The following is a 19,171-nucleotide window of genomic DNA, read 5'->3' as shown; positions in this document are numbered from 1 at the left end:
AGATCAGCGTGTCTGCAGGTGGGCGAGTTTGGCTTGCAGGTGCTGGTAGTGGCGGCGCTCGGCGGTGGTCCAGGGGCCGAATAGTATGTTCCGCAGGGCATCGCTTGCGCTTTGGTCGGTGCCCTCGCGGGGGAACAGACACTCTTGGGCCCGGTTGTAGAGCGAGATACTCTCGAAGGCGCCGCTCTGTTCCAGGACGGCGAGATTGCTGACGATCTGGTCGATGATCTTGTTGTGGTGTGCCGGATCGGTGGCCCGCGGCGTGGTTCCCATGATGCGCATTTCCTCGTAGCGTATCTGGCAGCTTATCAGCGATATGTCCGGCTTGACGGCCATGAGGGCCAGGGATACCCCATAGCCGCGCCCGCGCAGCAGATCGGCTGTCTCGAGGGGCACCTCAGCCGTGCGCAGCGTTCCCTCGATAATGAGGTTGTAACCGATGCGTGAGAGGTGCTCTATGACCGCTTCTGTCATGTGGCCAGCCCAAGGAGCGGTGTAATCGACCGACTTGTCGCCGAAGGCACGCTGGAGCCTCGCAAAGCGCGGATGCGACGATCGGAACTCGTCTCCGTTGATCACGATGACATCGTTGGCCATTTTTTGCCGGAATACCTTGTGCAGCGTTGTTTTCCCGGCACCACTCTGGCCGCCCAAGAGAACGGCCTGCGGTGTCTTGCTCGGCCCCACTTCAACGGGAAAAGTTGCCTTTTGAATTTCTCGTGCGAGGCGCCGTCGAAATTCGGTAGCGGAGTATTCTCCGAGATGCTCGTCGCTCATGCTGCCCTCTTTTGAACGCGATTGCAAAGGGAGCGAATGCAATTCAGCTCTCCATCAATACTGTGAAGGCTGTGCCAGTTGGCCGTTTCCATGGTGGCGATAGTGGGTTTCAGGATCGCAAGTTGCGCAAAGAGGTCCTCGTAGACCATCTTCAGCAATTCATCATTCTCATCTTCGGCTTGCGCCAGTCCATTGATGATGTCGCCGATAATTTCGGCAGCTTTCTCATTCAGTACTTCCTGTTGCAGCGTGAGCTCGTAGATTTCGGTCATATCCATGATCTCTCCCTCCTCATCAAAGGTGATTTCCGCGTAGACGATCTTCTCGACCGACGCGCGTTGCTTGGGGGTGAGCGCGCCACCCTCCCGTTCGAGGCAGCCAGCCATGAACTCGGGGATCATGGCGGCGCGGATGAGATTGGCATTGGCCTTGGTAGGGGTGACCCCGTTCTCGTATCGCGTGATGCTCGCCTCGCCGATGCCGAGGAGACGGGCGAACGCCTGCTGCGAGAGGCCATAGCGCTTGCGAATTTCCTTGATTTGCCGGGACATATCGACTTCGCTCATGATAATCCAATCTATAGATTGATAAGATAAGGCAATTTTAGCACCATTTTGAGGCAAATGAAAGTGTTATTAGCTCAATAGATTATAAAGTAGAAGGCAAAATACCAATCAAAAGATAGAGAAAGAATTCGACATATTGCTTTCTGGTGTGTCTCGCGCCATCTAGGCCGCTTCCGTCTGAAAAGGAGAACGGCTGCATAACGAGAGAGCCCTCTCCGACCGGGGGTCGAAGAGGGCTCCGGGAAACAGTCGGCTTTTCCGACGGTTAGTCGCGGGTCAGCTTGCGGTGCAGGCGGTGGGGCTTGGCGGCCTCCTTGCCCAGGCGCGCCTCGCGGTCGGCCTGGTAGCTTTCGAAGTTGCCCTCGAAGAAATGCCAGCGGCCGGGGTTCTCGTCGTCGCCTTCCCAGGCCAGAATGTGGGTGGCGATGCGGTCGAGGAACATACGGTCGTGGCTGACGACCACCGAGCAGCCAGGGAAGTCGAGCAGCGCCGCCTCCAGGCTGGACAGCGTCTCCACGTCCAGGTCGTTGGTGGGCTCGTCCAGCAGCAGCAGGTTGCCGCCCTCCTTCAGGGTGAGGGCCAGGTTCAGGCGGTTGCGCTCGCCGCCGGACAGCACGCCCGCGGGCTTCTGCTGGTCGGCGCCCTTGAAGCCGAAGGCGGCCACGTAGGCGCGGGAGGGAATCTCGGTCTCGCCGACCATCATGTAGTCGGTGCCGCCCGACACCACTTCCCACAGCTTCGTGTCCGGGTCGATGCCGACGCGATTCTGATCCACATAGGAGATCTTCACGGTCTCGCCGAGCTCCAGCTCGCCGCCATCGAGGGACTCCAGGCCCACGATGGTCTTGAACAGGGTGGTCTTGCCCACGCCGTTGGGGCCGATCACGCCCACGATGCCGTTGCGGGGGAGTTCGAAGGACAAGTCGTCGATGAGCACGCGGCCGTCGAATTCCTTGTGCAGATTCTTCGCCACGAGCACCTTCGAGCCCAGGCGCGGGCCCACGGGAATCTGAATTTCGGCGAAGTCGAGCTTCTTGGCGCGGCCGGCCTCGGCCACCATGGCCTCGTAGTTCGCCAGACGGGCCTTCGACTTGGCCTGGCGCGCCTTGGGGGAGGAGCGCACCCACTCCAGCTCCTTCTCCATGCGCTTGGCCAGCTTCGCCTGGGCCTGGCCCTGGGCGGCGATGCGGGCGGCCTTGGTCTCCAGGTAGGTGGAGTAGTTGCCCTTGTAGGGGAACAGCTGCCCGCGATCCACCTCGCAGATCCACTCGGCCACGTGGTCGAGGAAGTAGCGGTCGTGGGTGACGGCCAGCACGGCGCCCGGGTAGTTCTTGAGGAATTGCTCGAGCCACAGCACCGATTCGGCGTCCAGGTGGTTGGTGGGCTCGTCCAGCAGCAGCAGGTCGGGGGCCTCCAGCAGCAGGCGGCACAGGGCCACGCGACGGCGCTCGCCGCCCGAGAGGATGGTCACGGGCGCGTCGGGGTCGGGGCATTGCAGGGCGTCCATGGCCTGGGAGAGCTGGGAGTCCAGGTCCCATCCGTTGGCGGCGTCAATCTCGTCCTGGAGCTTGCCCATCTCGTCCATGAGCGCGTCGAAGTCGGCATCGGGCGCGGCCATCTCCTCGCCGATCTGGTTGAAGCGGGCCACCTTGGCCAGCACGTCGGCGAAGGCCATCTGGATGTTCTCCAGGACGGTCTTGTCCTCATCCAGCGGCGGTTCCTGCTGCAGGATGCCCACGGTGTAGCCCGGAGAGAGCCGCGCGTCGCCGTTGGACACCTCTTCCAATCCCGCCATCACCTTCAGCAGGGTGGACTTGCCCATGCCGTTGGGGCCCACGACGCCGATCTTCGCGCCAGGGTAGAAGGACAAGGTGACGTCATCGAGGATGACCTTGTCACCCACGGCCTTACGCGCCTTGTACATTTGGTAGATGAATTCCGCCATGAAGTGAAAACCGCCTTTCTGCTGGCTTGGCGAGGGCTTTGCTGGTGCCGCACATCGGGATTGCATCATCTTCCCGCTGGCCACGGCCTGCCGTCCCCACTCTCTTGCATGAGGGGTATTGTCGCAGAACGTCCGCGCCCGCGCCACTGTCCTCACGAAATGCGAGGAAGGGAAAGCGAGCACGTTTGGCGAAAGTTCACAGCGCCGCTATGGCGAGGATCGTCGACTCCGCTTAGAGTGCAATGACCTCCTCATTCACATCGACGACAGCCAGGGTTTTGCCAAGAGGGGCGAGGGCTCTCAGAATTGTGTCTAGTTGTGGGTTGGTGGCCGCCGTTTCCATGCGAGCTATAACAGGCTGGCGAATGCCCGAAGCCTCTTCCACGGCGTTTTGGCTCAAGCCGGCTCCCTGGCGAGCTGCCACAATTTCCCGCAAAAGTGCCGCTTTTTCGACGGCCGCCACGTCGAGGGCGGTGCCGCATTCGTAAATCTCGCTAGAAGACAGATCGATCTCGTCGCTCCACGAAATGCCATATCCGCCTGCATCGACGCGGACATCTCGGAAAAGGTCATCATTGCGCAACGGCGCGAAGGCGGGATGTTCCTCAATGAGTTTCCCCATGTCGTAGAGGCGCGCCTCTTGTCCTGGGAAGAAACCGAGGAGCCGAAAGTCGCTGAGGGGATAGATGGAAATGAGCTTATGGAACATCTTAAATCCTTTCCTAAAGCGGCGGCAATTTCCGAAACTGCTGCGATTCCCATATGTCGAGCAGGTCAGCTTGGTGGAGGCCGATCCACTTGCTTGCCAGTTGGTACTTCTTCGTTGGAAGAAACCCATCGAGAATTTGCAGCGTTTTGATGTCGATGGCGGCCGCAAATTCCCCGTACTCGCAGTGAACATGGGGCGGGTTGTGCTCTGCACCCAGGAAGTAGATTTTCATCACCATTCCCGCGAACGTTGCGATCACTGGCATAATTCCTCCTAAGTATAACTTTCAGATTATAAAATCTCAATAACTCCTTACGGTCTCCTTCAAGACAATTATAGCGCAATACACAAACATTTGTTCCATAAATAAAAAGAGAGCAAGGCCGACTCGAGCTTCTATTGAAGTGCCTTCTGTTGCATTTGCTGCCAAAGCGCAAGACCTCACCTTATTCGTCGGGAACGGGCAACTTCCCGTTAGAACTGGGAGGGCGAATAAGGTGAGGACGCACCTATACTTTTGACTGTTGGGTGAGATTGCTCTCCTCGATCGCGGGCAGTAGGGGCTGCACGGTTGTTTTCGCAGGTAAAGATCATGGGCGCTCCCCTTTGGAAGGATGCAAAAGAGAGAGCGGTGAGATAAGATGCGGTGCCCTCAGTGCGACGCGACCATTCCTGAGCAATCGAAGTTCTGCCCCCAGTGCGGTAGTTGTCACGAAATGCAGCCCTACGAGGTGTCAAGTGCGGACAAATGGGGAAATTCCATAGCTGAGACTGCCCCCACTATGCAGGTCGTGCATGCTCAATTGGGGTACGGGTGTCTTGATTGCCGCCAGTTGACCAAAGAGCAAAGCGACGAAATGGCAGAAGTTTGGGCGACCGGCAACTATGAGATTCTGAATACCAAGTCTGGTCAGCAGGCTTTGGTCGAACACTATCTGGATCTCGTCTTCGGACAACAAAAGGCTTGTCGCAGAAATTGAACGTTTGAACTAGTTGGATTGTCAAAGGCTTGCGCCAAGCACGGTAGGCGAAATAAGTAAAGGGAGAAGACGCATGGGCATTATGGACGATGTGACAGGGGCGTTGAGTCGGGGAACCAATGCAGCTGAACGGGCGGCGCGGTCGACGAAGCTGAAGGCCGATCTGCGTGACGTGAACAAGCGACGCCAAGGGCTTGCCGCCCAGCTGGGCGCAAGTTTATATGAGGTCACGCGCGAGAACGGGGAGTTCCGAAAAGGGCGCGAAGAGCTGTACGAGGGCATCGCGCAATGCGATGGAGAGCGCGACGAGATACAGCGCGCGTTAGACCAGCTGCAGGAAGCGGCTGCTGCCGAGGAGGCCGCCCGCCAGAGTTTTGCCTGCTGCGTGTGCGGTGCGATGCTGCGAGGAGGTGATCTGTTCTGCAGCGGATGTGGAACGCCAGCCGACAAGGCCCGTCAGGCGCAGCCCGCTACGATGTCAGCCACCGCAGGGCTGAAGTGCGCCGCCTGCGGGGCGTCCCTCAAAGCTGATTACGTGTTCTGCATGGAATGCGGTGCGCCGGTGCAGGCGTATTCCGATGCATTGACATCCACCGAGGCCGATGACGGAGCATCTCAAGAAGCAGAGGCCATTGGAGCTCAGCCGTGTTGTCCGACTTGCGAGGCCTCCGTCGAAGACGGCCAGGCATTCTGCATGGAATGTGGAACAGCGCTTGTGAAGCCGGAATCGGCGTAATTTCCAGTCTGGCACCGAAAGGGGATACCATGCCATTTTGCAGCCAATGCGGAAAGGAAATGGAAGCGACCGCATGTTTTTGTCCGTCATGCGGGGCCTCCACGGGATATTCGTCTTCTCGGCCGGGTTCGAGGGTGTCCGGCGTTTCGTCCGCTGCGCCTGTTGGCCATCGCGTCGTTGACGCCGCTTCATCGGCTCTGGCCGCGAGGACGAAGAGCGCAAAGATTGTGGCGGGAGTGCTGAACGCGCTGCTGGTCGTCTGTGCATTCATGCCGTGGGTCAATGTGAACCTCTATATCTGGAGCGACTCCTTCTCCATGCCCGCTTTGCTCGATATGACGAATACTGTTCGCGAATGGGGGTCGTCGCTCGGCGGTATCTCGAGCGATGTTGATGGCGCCTTGGCAGGTTTGACTGCGATCATTGTCGGAATTCTCGCCATCTGGCTCGGTACCGTCGTCGTCTTGATTCGCGATGCCTATCGCTACTTCACCAACGAGGAAGGCTTCAGGTGCGCGGGTGCAGCAGCCATGTGCGCTCTCTCGGTGTTATTCCTCTTGGTGGTCTTTGCCCTCGATCAAATGGTCAGCTCTTCATCGGGCGTTCCCAGCGGTATTGTCTCGGCGACAGGATGGGTGTGGGGCGCTATCGCCCTCTCCGTTGCCGCTCTCATTTATCCGGAAGTAAAGGAAAAGGAATTGGATCCGAGCGCCTAAGGGCTTTCGGTTACGATGTTGGATTGGAAAGGCTATGGCCCCCATGATGAGAAAGTGTCCCCACTGTGGTGTTCCCATGCCGCCCTCTGCTCGCTTCTGTGGCGAATGCGGTTCCGCTCTTCCTGAGGAGACTGTCGGGGTTGACGAGGCATCTGAGGATGCCAAAATGCCCGTGATCTGCGACACTCCAGCAGGGGGGAGTGCGACTGTGCGCGTCGCGACTTCTGGCCTCGATCATACTCGTCGCAAGTTCTCGAAGGGGCGAATTGCTGCCATAGGGGGCATTGCCGGCGCCGTCGTGTTGGCCGCTGGAGTGGCGGTGGCGTTGCTCTCCACTGGCTTCTTCGATCCTCGGGGACTGGTTATTGACGAGACGGCTTTTCCCGACGAATCCATCCGCGCCGCCGTGATGGCCCAGGTGGATCTCGATGGCGACGGGGAGCTTTCCGAGGAGGAACAACAGGCGGTGACGGGCTTCGTAGCGGGGAACGGCCAGGTTGCATTTGCCCTGAACGGCGCGGAAGTCGATCCAGGGGCAATGATCGGTTCTGATGCGGGCGATGCCATCGACGATGGAGCCGTCGAGAGTGACGCAGCGGCGGGGAATGAAGCCGCACCTGAGGAGGATGCGTCCTCTGGGGAAGAAACTGACCCCGGGGAGGGTGCCTCCTCGGAGGCCGACTCCGGTGATGATTCTGGCACGGCGGGTTCGCAGGGTGGAAATCCCATCGATACGGGCAGCCTCGGCGCGTTTCCCAATCTGCGGACCATCGTGGTGCGTGATGCGGGGCTGACCGAACTCGACCTCTCGTCATGCCCTAATGTGGAGTATGTTGACTGCCGCAACAACCCCCTCGTTTCGCTCAACTTAGCCCACAACGCAAACTTGACGACGCTGTTCTGCGATGACAACGTGCCTCTGGAAGGCTTGGAAGAGGCTGGGTTGTATTTCACGGATCTCGTGGTCGGTGCCACTCAGGCCAATCGAGATACAGGAAACATCGAGGGGTCATGGGCAGTTGAGTACGACACGTTCGGCCGCCCGCTGAAAGTGCTGGAGGGGCGTGGTGGAGAGCGTCGCTATGAGTACGACGACCAGGGAAGACTTGTGAGATCCGCTTGGAGCTCGTCGGATTGGGAAACGTATGAGTACGGTGAAAACGGTCTTCTGCAACGTTGTGAGACGTTCTTCACGTTGGATTCCGAAAGCACGAACACCTGGGAGGCGACGTTCGGTTACGGCGAAGACGCTGCCCTTATGCAGACCGAGCTTCGCTACGGTGGGAATATTCAGCAAAGAAGGTCGCTTGCCTATGAGGACGGAAGACCGGTCGCTCTTTTTTCCGAGAACCTTGATGCCAACGGGAGCGAGCGCGGAGCGTTTGAGTTAGATAGCAACGGGCGACTTGCCGCAGCCCGCTTCTATGCAGAGGAAAGCGGGTTTCAGGAGTTGTCCGACGATCTGACCTATGAGTATGACGAGCGTGGCATGCTCGTGTACGGAAACGTGACACGTTTGTGGGATAGCGAGTATGGTGGCACCGATCGTCATGTGGGATACGACGAGCAAGGGCATCTCCTCTACAGCAGGCTAGTTCCAGGGAATCCGCAGGCTTCGTGCGTCGATTTCGACTATTCGTGCAATATCGACGGGTATGTGACGTGGGTGCAGACGTGCAAACCGGACTACGATCGTGATATTCAGCTCGAGGTTTCCTACATCAAGATGGTCGGCTCCCTCGAGGATCGTCCGGCAAGACGCTATGTGCCGCAGTTTTTCGTTGGCTTCGGAAGTGACGATTATCTTATTGCGGGGAATGGCTGTACTCTGGGGCAAGAGTGGGGGCAAGATACCGCTTCCACGCTTGATGTGACCGTGAGGGAAATAGGCCCCGCGCAAGCGGCGTATCAGGCCATGGGCATTATGCCGCGCACTCTTTCCAATCCCAACGAATTGAAACTCGCTGTCTACGATGCCGAACACTGGACCGATGGGCTTTCCCTCAACGGACCCTCTCTCATTTTCGAGGAGCAAACTGAAGATGTGGGATTGGAATCGGAGGAATCGACTGCTTCCTATGATATCGACACGGGAGACTTCAAGCTCAATTTGCCTGAGGACTGGAAGGACAATGTGGATATCATCTACCCCGGGGTAGGTGGTGGCGAGAACTCTTACGTAGAAGTGAAGTTGAAGAATGTGCCTGAAGTCACACTCCTGGCATTTTCTGCCGGGGAATTCGTGGTGGGAGATCCAGGAGAATTTGATATTGTGCTCGCTTATTGGCCGCTCGATGATGGACGTTTCCTTTCGGTAGTTTCACCGGCATGGGGCGCTATTCTCATGGATGCTATAGAGAACGATTATCAAGCCTCAAATGGTCTCAGCACGCAGGGGCACTGGCAGATGTTGCTCCAGCTTTGCCTCGGCGATGGCTCTGCTTATGATGAGATTGCCACTACGCCTTACGATGCTACTTACATTGATTTCCTCATGGAAGCCCAACGGCATCATCTTGAGCGGGAAATTGTCAGCAACATCGTTATTGCTTAAGGAGAAGCCTCATGTCATTTTGCCATCAGTGTGGAAGCCAGTTAGAAGAGAATGCGGCTTTCTGTCCCCACTGCGGGAATGCTCGGGATTGCCTGCAAAATGCTGCTCCCTCTGAGAAGAACGCATCTAATACGCGGTTACATAGGTCGCGAGTTTGGGTCGGTGTTCTCGCCGTCATTATCGTGGCCGTCATAGTCACCATTTACCTCTCCGCCTTCGCCGGCACTCACGTTCGGGGAGATATAGCTGGAACCTATGAGATTTCAACGCCCTATCTGGAATTGCGGTTCGACTTGAAATCCGACGGTACGGTAGGAGTGGATGGCTTGCCTGGTGGGGGTAAGTTTCTCGGAATAGGGGTTAGGGACTGGAACCCCGTTGTTAAGGGTTTGCGATGGGAAAAGATTGAAACCCCTGTCCCTGAGGGAAGCGGGGAGCACTATCGCATTACGTTTGATGGAGATGCACAAGATGCGGTTTCCACCGACGATTGGAAGGCATTGCAGGACGCGGGCATTGATTTCAATCGGTGTCTGAGAGAAACCTCGGTTACCTTTGTGGTTCCGGAAGGTTTTCCTCAAACAGTAGAAGGTGAATGGACCTTCTCCGTTGAGCCGTCTTCGTTCTTTAGCGATGCTGGTCTTCCGGAAAAGGCCGCGGTTGCATTTCGCCTTAAAGCTGATGGCAACGTGGATGCGACTCTCTGGTTCGGTGCCAATGACGACTCTCCCCGGGAGTCAGTTTCCAATATTATCCAGTGGGCGCGGCAAGATGAGGAAGCCGACGGTAAAGCCAAAATTACCGCTCACTTTAGCTCCATGGGAGAAACCTGGACTTCGGATGTGGCGACTATCGTTTTCACTCCGGCATCCTAAAGCCTTTGAACTAAAGCAGGGCTTTCAAGTTAAATGAAGAGAGGACAAAATGTTTTGTGCAAAATGCGGCAAGGAGTTGCCCGAGGAGGTTCGTTTCTGCCCGGTTTGCGGAGTAATAGTCGATAAATCGGTCTCAAGTGCTCGAAAGGTGCTTGTCGCATGTGATGCTGTGGCTGGGCCTTCTGCCGGGGCGACCGAAATGAAGCGGGCTCGCCAGCTTGCCGGGGTCATGGACGTTGCGCTTATCGTCTTGATGTTCCTGCCGTGGGTGAATATCGACTTCGGCCTGTGGGCCGGTTCATTCTCGCTACTTGATTTTGCATCGGCGGGAGATGAAGTTCGCACAATGCTCTCCTATTTAGGGTCGTCTTCGCAAGATGTCACGAGTGCGCAGCAAGGATTGGGCATCTTCAGCGTCGCAATCGTTATTTTATGGCTTGTTGCTGTGGTGCTTTTGGCCCGAAATGCTTATGGGAATTTTGGCGGCAAGAAGCCCTTTGGGATCGGCGGCGCGTGGGGAGCGTGCTCATCAAGTGCCGCGGCACTGGTGATTTGCCTTTTGGTTTATGGGGCTGTAAGCCAGTCGGGCTATGGAATGCTTTCTGGCGTCATGACGGCATCCCCCTGGTTGTGGATAACCCTCGTTCTGTCCATAACGCTCCTTGTCTATGCGGGCTACCAGTGTGCTCGCTTCGAGCTCAAGAGGTAGGAGTGGAAAGGTGCGGAAGGGATTTCCGAAAACCATGTTGAGGACGCTTCTTGCGCTTGCGATGCCGGGCGCAGTCTGTCTCTGTGCGTGCTCTGGTGCTTCGGAGGGTGCTAGAGATCATGGGGAGGCTGTCCGTGATGAGAGAATTCAGGTGGAACGATACGACGATGCCGTGTCGGATGTCATTCAGAGCGGGGAAGAGGCGGCGGAGCTAAACGGAGAGGCTCCACGAGCTGACGGAGCGGAGAAGGGCACTCAAGAGAGGGAGAGGCCGACTTCTGGGGTCGCTTCCAGCGAGGATTCTCTTAAAACGCAGCTTGGAATTGTCGAGGACTTTCGACCATCGCTTTCCCATGGACCGAAAACGGCCGCCCATCAACGGTACATCGTGCTACATGACACCGAGGGCGGCGGAAGCCCTGGTTCGGTAGTAGATTGGTGGGACTCGAACGGCAATCTCGTCGCAGCCCATTTTGTCGTGGGCAAGGACGGCTCCATCGTGCAGTGTGTCCCCCTCGATGAGATCGCACACCATGCCGGTTACGGAGATGCGGGGCATAACGAGCTGTACGGCATCGACGAGGATGGCCGTGATGACATGAAGGGCTCGGTGCCCATCGGATCCTGGGCGCCCGATTATGCGCTGAACGCCTGGTCCGTCGGCATCGAGATGGTGCATAGGGGAGGAGAGGGCGACTATCCGGCCGCACAGCTTGAGGCAGTGGACGGCCTTATCGCCTACATCGACGCCTACTACGGGTTCGAGAGCGACATTGTCGATCACAAAGCGTGGCGCTCGGGCAACTCCGATACGTCTGAAGAATTTGCAGGCTATCTGCAAAACTACCAAAGCCACCGAGTGCACGAATAGGGGTTCTATGTTTTGTATCAAATGCGGGGGCCAGATCCCCGATGATGTCAAGTTCTGCTCCCGATGCGGTGCGCCCACGGTGAAGGCTCCCTCTCCCTCACGGGCGGCTGCTCCTGGCGGTTTCCGTTCCGACCCGTCTACTGCTCCCGCGTCTTCCGCTACGCGTGGCATCTCAGCTTCTTCTAGCCCACAGGTATCGCCGGCCCCTAAACCATCAAAAAGAGTTCCTTCTCGGAATGTGGCAATCGGGTTGATCGCAGCGGTTTTGGTTGCCATGGCAGGCACCCTGGTGTTCTTCGTCGGCCCTCGCGTCGGTGTGATGCCAGAGGGGGCGCAGGACGCATCGACGTCAGCAGAAGAAGCATCAGGCGCTCATGATGCTTTGGCGGACACTGCTCCCGAGGAAGCGTTGGAGCAATTCGACTTCGTTATCTCGCAGATAGATAATTCTTCGTTTCCTGAGGTGACGCTGTACGCCCAGTTGTTGGCTGAGGACGGCTCGCCCGCCGCGGGTCTTACTGGCGAGAATATGCGCATTGTGGAAGTGGGGGCCGACGGCACCGAACGAGCTGCAACGGTGACGCAGCTTGCTGCGTTCGCCAAGGGTGACCCCATGAGCATCAATTTGGTGGTGGACCAGAGCGGCTCCATGGATGCGATGGGGAAGATGGACGGTGCCAAGGACGCGGCTCTGGGATTCGTCGACGAGCTTCTCGCAATAGGAGGAGCCCAAGCGGAAGTTACGGCTTTCGACGATACTGTCAGCAATCGCCAACCTTTCACGGAAAGTAAAGAACTGTTGGCGAGTGCTATCAATGCTCTGGAGCCCGGCGGGGAAACTGCGCTCAACGATGCTCTGTACTGGGCTCTTCAGAGAACAAACTTAAAGAGTGGCGCGCGCATGGTTATCGCCTTCACCGATGGTGCCGAGAATGCGAGCTACTACAGCGCGGAAGACGTGGCCGAGTTGTCGCGCATGACGGGCATTCCCGTGTACATCATCGGCATTGGTGATGATGTGGAGTATGGACTTTTGGACGATCTGGCCCAGCTGTGCCATGGCGGCTACTACGAGGTGAACGAGCGCGACGTGGCTGTCTCCTTGCGTGCGATATACGATGCCATCTACCAGGATCAGCTCTCCATGCTGCGTGTGGTGTTTACCTCCCAGTGCCAAGACGCCACCGATGTCTATCGCAGCGTTCGGGCGACTTATGGAACGGAAGACACGATCCAGGCGGAGACGACTTTCGAATATGTGCCGGTCGATACGGTTGACTCTTTCTCAACCCAGGCTCACACCGACGATTATATCTTGGCCGATAGCGCCTCGAGGGTGTACTCCGAGAGCGAGCTGGAGCAAATGTCTCTGTGGGAGTTGTATTTGGCACGCAACGAGATATTCGCCCGCCATGGCCGTGGCTTCAAGAACCAGGACCTCGTGGAGCATTTCGCCACGCGCACGTGGTACTCCGAGCAGTACACGCCCGAGGAGTTCGATGCGCTACCCAACCAGTTCAACAAGATAGAGCTTGAGAATATCGAGACGATGCACGCCATAGAGATGGCGCATAACTCGCCGTATCTGGTAACGGCGAAATAGAGAAGGAGGAACGTATGTTTTGCAAAACTTGCGGTACCGAACTGCCCGATGGAGCGGCCTTTTGCGCGGCCTGCGGAGAGGATTTAGGGGGAATGAGCGCACAGCCAGCTGGGGTTGCCGCAATGTCTGTCGGCTCTACGGCCGGTGCGACGATGGGGGCACCAGAGAAGAAGGGATCAGCGGCCAAAACCATAGCCATCGTTGCAGCTATCCTCATGGCCATCGCCCTGGTGTTCACTCAGTTCCACGTTTGCGACTACTGCGGTGCACCGTTCTTCGGGAAATCCTACCGCGCCTACGGTTACGACTTCCTCTGCACTGACTGCGGTTCCCGCAATGCCCCCTTCGTCGTCGAGAACGACTTCCTAACGATATAGCGATGTAGCTACTGAGTATTCTTGGAAGGAGAGAGATGATGGCTAAGAAAGTGGCGGCAGTCGTCCCGTGTGTTTTGCTCGCCTTGTCCCTAGGGGCTATGGTTTCTTGTCAGAAGACACAGCCCCAAATGCCTATGACGGGTCCGTCGGGTGTAAGCGAGACCATAAAGGAGTCGTCTTCGTCGGAGATCGAGGAAGGGGCTGGTGAAGACGCTGAATTTTCAACGCCTCAGAAAGAGATGATCGATGCTTCGGCTATAGAAGAGGTGAGTGATTTCTCTGACGGCTGTGCATGGGTGGAAACTGCCGACGACAGAATACTTGTGAACTCCGAGGGGGAGATTCTTCTTCAGCAAGGAGACACCGAATACGGGAGCATTTCTGAGTACAGCAATGGCGCCGCCTTGGCTTACGATAATCACGGGGACTTCGTTGCAATGATTGATAAAGAGGGCAATCCTCTCTGGACCTTGGAAACTGATGGGTGGAACAAGGCATATGAACTTTACGGGTCGGAGGATGTGACGAATGTAACGGTAGGCGGTTTTGATTACGGGAAATGGTCCGGTTATCTCCGCGTGAATTTTATCATTGACACCTTCGATTTCACGGGCGGCCTCACGGGGGCGATCGATGTTGCGGGCAACTGGGTTGTAGAGCCGTTGTCTATCGATGAAGCGAAGAATTGGGATATGGATAGCGATCCAGCTGGAAGCAGGTATTGGCTGCCTCTGAGCGAGAGGGGGATCTTCCTGTATCGAACCGGCGAATTGTTGGGGCGTACTCCCGAAGCAGACACGTTTATGAGCGGTCACACCTACGGGGGGTTCAGCACCACAAAGCTCCAGGATCGGGAGGAGTACTTTGCCTGCGGCAATATGTTGTATACAGGGCATGGCCAATTTGAGAATGTCGAGGGAGAGGTGGTTCTGGATATCAGTTCTATGCCTCTTGCGAAATACTTAACCGATCCGGATGGCATGATATCTTGGGATGCTTTTGCCTACGGAGATTACTGCCTTGTGATGCTGAGCAACGAGCAGGCTGCTACGTATCTTACCGTTATCGATAAAAGCGGAACGCAAATGTTCGATCCCATTCGATCTGGTGAACATAGCGAACTTACTTCAGTTGCATTTTTCTACAAGCCCGATCCCGCGGGAAAGAATCCCGTCGAGGAAGAGGGCTACTACATTGACGTGAACGGGAACACGCTTGGCGATGTTCGCGGGGAGGAAGGAACGCCCTTTTACGAGAATCGCGCATGGCTGAAGGTGGATGGCGACTGGCGGTGCATAGACGAGACGGGTACGATTGTAATTTGAGACAGCTGCTTCTTCTCTGGATTTGATCCGATAGGAGTGTTCTATGAAGTGTGTTCGCTGTGGGGGCGCGATTTCTGACGGTGCGAAATTCTGCCCTCGATGCGGTTGCCAATGCGACAGCAATGCATCTATGGCAAGCTCGTCTCGCAAGCCCCATAAGTCAAGGCTTGTAGCGGGACTGGCCGGAGTATGCGCTGCGGGTCTGGTGGTTATCGCTGTGTTGTTTTTCGAGATGGCGGAGTCAGGGACCGCCACTGTTGCGGAAAACTCCGATGGTGCATATCAAGCGGTTCCCACAGAAGATGTCTTATCGGATGAGGATGGCGAATCCCCTAACGTAGACAGTGGGGCAACCGATGATTCTCCAGTTGCTGCCACCGTAAATGGGGTTGAAATCCGGGAATCCGTCATCACCGACTATGTGACGCAGTTCCGTTTGGACAGCGATCTGATCGAGGACGCAGCTTGGGTGAGTTGGATGCAGTATAACGAATGGGATCCAGAAATAGTAAGGAGCGAGGTTGTCAATTACTACATCGATTTGGAACTGAAGAAACAGCTCTGCGCTGAATATGAGGTCAAAATCACGCCTGAAGAAATCGAGGAGGCACTAGACGAAGTAAAGGCTGAATTTGAATCTGAGGAGGCCTATCTGGAGGCGCTAGACGCTTCCGGAGTGACGGAGGAGGAATATCGAGAAGGCGCGCTACGCGAACAGGTTGAAGACGAAAAATTGAGAGAAGTCTTGCTGGGCTCCGAAAGTGATTCTGAAGCTTGGGAAGAGTATTTTGATGGTTTGCGGAGTGGGGCGGAAATTGTTCGAGCCGATATGCCCAAAGGTCTTCCCTATGACATAGAAATGCCCGATATGTGAAGTGATGCGCGGGGGAGCCCGAACGCCAGGGCTAACGTATTTGGACTTTTTGGAAAGGAATCAATTATGTTCTGCAAGCAATGCGGTACGCAGTTACCCGATGGCTCGCGCTTTTGCGCGGCTTGTGGGGAGGATCTGGGAGGAAGCGCGGGGTCGGTTGGGGCCGCTGCGGTGCTGGGCAACTCGGAGGCGGCGGCGAAAGAAGCCGAAAGAGCGGAAACCAAATCAACTATGAAGGTGGCGATTGTCGGCGTCGTGATTATCGGACTGATAATTCTCGTGCTCACCCAGTTCCACGTCTGTGAGTTCTGCGGCGAGAGCTTTTTCGGGCCCGGCTACAACAACGCGGAATACGATGTGCATATCTGCAACGATTGCGCCGAGAGCTACCATTGGTTGGGCATCTAGGGAGCGCATGGGGCTGCGTGGCGGCGTCCATTGACGGGTGTTTGTCACGAACGGGCCACTTCGTGTTAGAAGCGGGCATCCCCTCTGCCAATGCCTTGCTGGGGGGGGGTCTCTTTGTGGTAGATTATGACGTATGGGTGTAAGGAGGATGAGAGGGCATCATGTACTCGCTGGTCATCATGGACGATATGGAGGAGGCGGCCCAAGAAGCACAGAGGGCCGTTGAGGCGAGCCCGCTGGGTTCGCTGTTTTCCATTACCCGGGTGGCCAACAGCGCCGAGCTGAAAATCCTTCGGGGGGGGGGCGCTCCCTGCGATGTGCTGATCGCCGACATTCGGTTGGGCGATAACGATCAAGCGAATGGTATTCGGGCGGTGCGCGAGCTGTTCGGGCGCGGATGTGCCACCCAGGTCATCTACCTTACGGGCTATATCGAGTACTGTACCGAGGTGTACGAGACCGATCACGTCTACTTCCTGACCAAGCCCATCTGCCAGGTCGATTTCGATCGGGCCCTCGCGCGGGCGGTGGAGGGCCTTAAGCATACGGCTTCGGAAAACCTGATGGTGAAGCATGGCCATACGGTCATTGCCGTTCCCTGTGGGGAGGTCACCTTCATCGAAAGTCGGTTGAGGAAATTGGAGATTCACACGGTCGATGGCGTGCACGACACCTATGGTACTATCCCCGACATTATGGGTGCCCTGCCCCGGGGCTTTGTGCGCACGCACAAGAGCTTTGTGGTGAATCTGGCCCATGTGGCGCGGCTTGATCCCGATGAATTCGTGCTGCGCTCCGGCGAGGTGGTTCCTGTGAGTAAACGGCGGAAGCGTGAAGTGCGCGAAGCCTTCTTCGGGAATTTGGGGCGGTGATGGCTCCCGTGCCCTTTTTGCAGCGTATTGCCCTCGTGTTGTTTCCCGCAAGCCTTCTGATCGTTGCCGTCGTCGGCATTGGCTGGACGTTTTTCTATCGCCTGTCGCCGTGGCTGACCGTTGTCTTCGTGGTGTTGATGGTGTTATGCGTGCCCCTGAGCCTGCGGCTGCGGGGCGAGGTGCGTCGCACCTGCGAAGTGGAGAGCGTGCGCGAGCGCGTGCGGGCTCTCGAGGAGCAGGAGCGCATTTCGGCAGCCTATCAGGAGAAGCTGCTCGCTGATGAGGAGGGCATTCGGATGGCGCGGCGTCGCGTGGCTGAGGAGGTAGCCGAGGCGCGGGCCATGATTGCCGCCCGTGACGGGGGCGGCGCCTCGCGCCGTCTCTCGCGGGCCTTGGAGTTGATGGGCGATGGTGCCTACCGCCAATGCGATCATCCCTCCGCCGATGCCATGGCCTCTATGAAGGCGCAGGCCTGTCGCGATGCGGGCATCGATCCGCAGTTTGCCCTGGAAATTTCCCGAGACGTTCCCGTTTCTGCGGTTGATTTGTGCGCCGTGCTGGGAAATCTTGTCGACAACGCGCTGGCTGCGGCGGTGCGGGCACGGGAGGGGCGCTCGGGAGCTGAGGGGATTGGGGCGGGATCGGAAAACGACCCCGTGACGACTGCCGCCGCCGATTCTCATTCTGGGGATGAGCCGGCTCCCTACGTGCGCCTGACGGCGGAGCAGCGCGATGGGTATCTCGTGATTACCGCGCAGAATCCGGTGTGTCCTGCCGATGCTACCGCTTTTGGGAAGTCCGCCGGGTTGCGCCGACGGCGCCCCCGCTCGGTGGCATCCCATGGGTGGGGACTTTTCATCGTGTCGTCTGTGGCGGCCCGCTACGGTGGCGCCCTGGTCACTGATGTGCGCGACGGTGTTTTCCGGGCCACGGTGGCCCTGGGGTTGGAGCCGACCGTGGGGGAGTGGGAAGGCGCGCGCTGATGAACGGTATCAACGACGCCCTGTTCGACCCAGGCAACCTCATCGTCAACATGATCGGGGGCATGCTCATTCAGACCGTGTACCTCGCGCTTCTGACGTGGATTATTCCTCCGCGATCGAAGGAAGTGTTCTGGTTCGTTGAGCTTGTCTGCACGGCATTCTTCATGTTCCTGAAACCGGTCATGCCCGCATTGCCGCGGCTCGCGGCCAGTGTGACCGTCGGGGTCTTTTTGCCCATTCCCCTGCTGCGCGGTTCGCTCTTCACCCGTGTTTTCGTGTGCGCCCTGGCCGGTGTCGCCCAGACGGTGGCCGAGCTGGTGTGCATGGTGGGGTGGGTGTCCATCACAGGGTTGGGCGTGGTGGATAACAATGTGCTCGTGAGCTATTTACCGGTTTACCTGATTACGCTGATTGTCGGGCACGGGGGAACGATGTTCCTCCTGGCGGCGGGTATCCGATGGCTAGTTCATCGGTTTTTGCCGACTGAGACCTCTCGTGCAACTGGATCGCGCGGCATTCCCTCCGCCTGGGTGCTCAAGTACCTGTGGTTTCCCGTGCTTCAGTTCACGCTGTTCTTCGTCGTGGTGGAGATCGGCTTCGATGTGCTCCACTGGAAGGAGGGGTCGGTTGGCATCGTTTCGCTGCTCGGCATTTTGTGCCTAGCCGTGGACGTGCTGCTGTTCGTCCAGATCGGCCGCTCGGTGGCCCAGGCCCAGGAGGAGGTGCGGGCCGCCGTGCTGGAGGAGCGGGTGGGCGACTACCTCGGGCGCTCGGAGCGGGTGCAGGCCCTGCTCGGCGAGACGGCCCACCTGCGCCACGACCTGCGCAACCACCGCATGGTGGTGGAGGCCCTCTGCGAGCGGGGCGAGTACGAGCGGGCCGAGGCCTACCTGGACGAGTTCGCCGACCGCCTTACCGGGGAATAGGCGGAAGATAGGCGGAAGCACTGCAGCTACGCTTTCTGGGTTTCGACGAGGTTGCTTGGATTTTGTGGGCCAAGACCTGTTTTTCCGAGGCGCGGATCGCCTAAAAAATCTGGAGGACGTGGTCGGGGCGGTTCCCAAGTGCTTCGCAAAGAGCTATAATAGGACCGTACCAGCAAAGCCCGTTCCTCAGCGGCAAAACTCAGGGTTCACGGGCGGCGCAGGTATAGTCGAAATGAAGGGTCAGTTAGCGCTGGCCCTTTCTCTTTCTCCCTTCGTCATCCGTTCGCGTGGGTTTCAACTCCCGCCAGACCTCCAAAAGAAAGCCTACTATTGTGGCGACCGCCGCAGCGGCAAAAAGAATACTC

General features: G+C 57.5%; 19 protein-coding genes and 3 pseudogenes. 17 read left to right on the top strand and 5 right to left on the bottom strand.

The window, feature by feature from the left end; genetic code table 11:
* Positions 1-3: 3 nt before the first annotated feature.
* From ACTOXK_RS06405 to ACTOXK_RS06385, 5 genes are all read right to left on the bottom strand, one after another.
* Positions 4-777, bottom strand: coding sequence for a zeta toxin family protein (locus ACTOXK_RS06405; RefSeq protein WP_482276843.1), 774 nt, complete (start codon positions 775-777; stop codon positions 4-6).
* Positions 774-1,343, bottom strand: coding sequence for a helix-turn-helix domain-containing protein (locus ACTOXK_RS06400; protein ID WP_482276842.1), 570 nt, complete (start codon positions 1,341-1,343; stop codon positions 774-776). Before ACTOXK_RS06400 ends, ACTOXK_RS06405 begins: the two co-directional genes overlap by 4 nt.
* Positions 1,344-1,608: 265 nt before the next feature.
* The gene (gene ettA / locus ACTOXK_RS06395; protein WP_482276841.1) at positions 1,609-3,288 is read right to left on the bottom strand and encodes an energy-dependent translational throttle protein EttA; all 1,680 of its coding nucleotides are present in this window, start codon (positions 3,286-3,288) and stop codon (positions 1,609-1,611) included.
* 232 nt (positions 3,289-3,520) lie between these two features.
* On the bottom strand, positions 3,521-3,997 hold the full coding sequence (locus ACTOXK_RS06390; protein ID WP_482276840.1) for a helix-turn-helix domain-containing protein: 477 nt from the start codon (positions 3,995-3,997) through the stop codon (positions 3,521-3,523).
* A 13-nt stretch (positions 3,998-4,010) separates the two neighbouring features.
* Positions 4,011-4,262, bottom strand: coding sequence for a DUF4160 domain-containing protein (locus ACTOXK_RS06385; RefSeq protein WP_482276839.1), 252 nt, complete (start codon positions 4,260-4,262; stop codon positions 4,011-4,013).
* Positions 4,263-5,050: 788 nt separating this feature from the next.
* Here ACTOXK_RS06385 and ACTOXK_RS06380 point away from each other — a divergent pair.
* From ACTOXK_RS06380 to ACTOXK_RS06300, 17 genes and pseudogenes are all read left to right on the top strand, one after another.
* Positions 5,051-5,713, top strand: a complete 663-nt coding sequence (locus ACTOXK_RS06380; RefSeq protein ID WP_482276837.1) for a double zinc ribbon domain-containing protein — start codon at positions 5,051-5,053, stop codon at positions 5,711-5,713.
* Positions 5,714-5,949: 236 nt separating this feature from the next.
* A complete protein-coding gene (locus tag ACTOXK_RS06375) occupies positions 5,950-6,429 on the top strand; it encodes a hypothetical protein (RefSeq protein WP_482276836.1) in 480 nt (159 codons plus the stop codon).
* Between the two features lie 34 nt (positions 6,430-6,463).
* A pseudogene (locus ACTOXK_RS06370) lies at positions 6,464-6,544 on the top strand (zinc-ribbon domain-containing protein); the annotation flags it as partial.
* A gap of 51 nt (positions 6,545-6,595) precedes the next feature.
* Positions 6,596-8,983, top strand: a complete 2,388-nt coding sequence (locus ACTOXK_RS06365; RefSeq protein ID WP_482279878.1) for a hypothetical protein — start codon at positions 6,596-6,598, stop codon at positions 8,981-8,983.
* An 11-nt stretch (positions 8,984-8,994) separates the two neighbouring features.
* On the top strand, positions 8,995-9,858 hold the full coding sequence (locus ACTOXK_RS06360; protein ID WP_482276835.1) for a zinc ribbon domain-containing protein: 864 nt from the start codon (positions 8,995-8,997) through the stop codon (positions 9,856-9,858).
* 49 nt (positions 9,859-9,907) lie between these two features.
* Positions 9,908-10,567: a zinc ribbon domain-containing protein gene (locus tag ACTOXK_RS06355; protein WP_482279252.1), complete on the top strand. Its 660-nt coding sequence runs from the start codon at positions 9,908-9,910 to the stop codon at positions 10,565-10,567.
* 151 nt (positions 10,568-10,718) lie between these two features.
* A complete protein-coding gene (locus ACTOXK_RS06350; RefSeq protein WP_482276834.1) occupies positions 10,719-11,438 on the top strand; it encodes an N-acetylmuramoyl-L-alanine amidase in 720 nt (239 codons plus the stop codon).
* 7 nt (positions 11,439-11,445) lie between these two features.
* Positions 11,446-11,508, top strand: a pseudogene (locus tag ACTOXK_RS06345) (zinc-ribbon domain-containing protein); the annotation flags it as partial.
* Positions 11,509-11,676: 168 nt separating this feature from the next.
* Positions 11,677-13,041 carry a YARHG domain-containing protein gene (locus ACTOXK_RS06340; RefSeq protein ID WP_482276881.1) on the top strand — a complete coding sequence of 455 codons (1,365 nt, stop codon included), beginning with the start codon at positions 11,677-11,679 and terminating at the stop codon, positions 13,039-13,041.
* A 14-nt stretch (positions 13,042-13,055) separates the two neighbouring features.
* Positions 13,056-13,118, top strand: a pseudogene (locus ACTOXK_RS06335) (zinc-ribbon domain-containing protein); the annotation flags it as partial.
* 45 nt (positions 13,119-13,163) lie between these two features.
* On the top strand, positions 13,164-13,418 hold the full coding sequence (locus ACTOXK_RS06330) for a hypothetical protein (protein ID WP_482276883.1): 255 nt from the start codon (positions 13,164-13,166) through the stop codon (positions 13,416-13,418).
* Between the two features lie 35 nt (positions 13,419-13,453).
* Positions 13,454-14,743: a hypothetical protein gene (locus ACTOXK_RS06325; protein WP_482279253.1), complete on the top strand. Its 1,290-nt coding sequence runs from the start codon at positions 13,454-13,456 to the stop codon at positions 14,741-14,743.
* A 43-nt stretch (positions 14,744-14,786) separates the two neighbouring features.
* On the top strand, positions 14,787-15,617 hold the full coding sequence (locus ACTOXK_RS06320) for a hypothetical protein (RefSeq protein WP_482279254.1): 831 nt from the start codon (positions 14,787-14,789) through the stop codon (positions 15,615-15,617).
* A gap of 66 nt (positions 15,618-15,683) precedes the next feature.
* A complete protein-coding gene (locus tag ACTOXK_RS06315) occupies positions 15,684-16,025 on the top strand; it encodes a zinc-ribbon domain-containing protein (protein WP_482276831.1) in 342 nt (113 codons plus the stop codon).
* Positions 16,026-16,186: 161 nt separating this feature from the next.
* Complete coding sequence (locus tag ACTOXK_RS06310) at positions 16,187-16,897, top strand: LytR/AlgR family response regulator transcription factor (protein WP_482276830.1); 711 nt, start codon at positions 16,187-16,189, stop codon at positions 16,895-16,897.
* Positions 16,897-17,880 (top strand): hypothetical protein, encoded by a 984-nt coding sequence (locus ACTOXK_RS06305; RefSeq protein WP_482279876.1) that lies wholly within the window; start codon positions 16,897-16,899, stop codon positions 17,878-17,880. Before ACTOXK_RS06310 ends, ACTOXK_RS06305 begins: the two co-directional genes overlap by 1 nt.
* Positions 17,880-18,806 (top strand): hypothetical protein, encoded by a 927-nt coding sequence (locus ACTOXK_RS06300; RefSeq protein WP_482276828.1) that lies wholly within the window; start codon positions 17,880-17,882, stop codon positions 18,804-18,806. The genes ACTOXK_RS06305 and ACTOXK_RS06300 overlap by 1 nt, the downstream gene beginning before the upstream one ends.
* The last annotated feature ends 365 nt before the right edge of the window (positions 18,807-19,171 follow it).

This window comes from Adlercreutzia sp. (assembly GCF_056795635.1).
The sequence above is the reverse complement of the archived record's forward strand: the minus strand, read 5'-3'. Positions and strand labels throughout refer to the sequence as shown.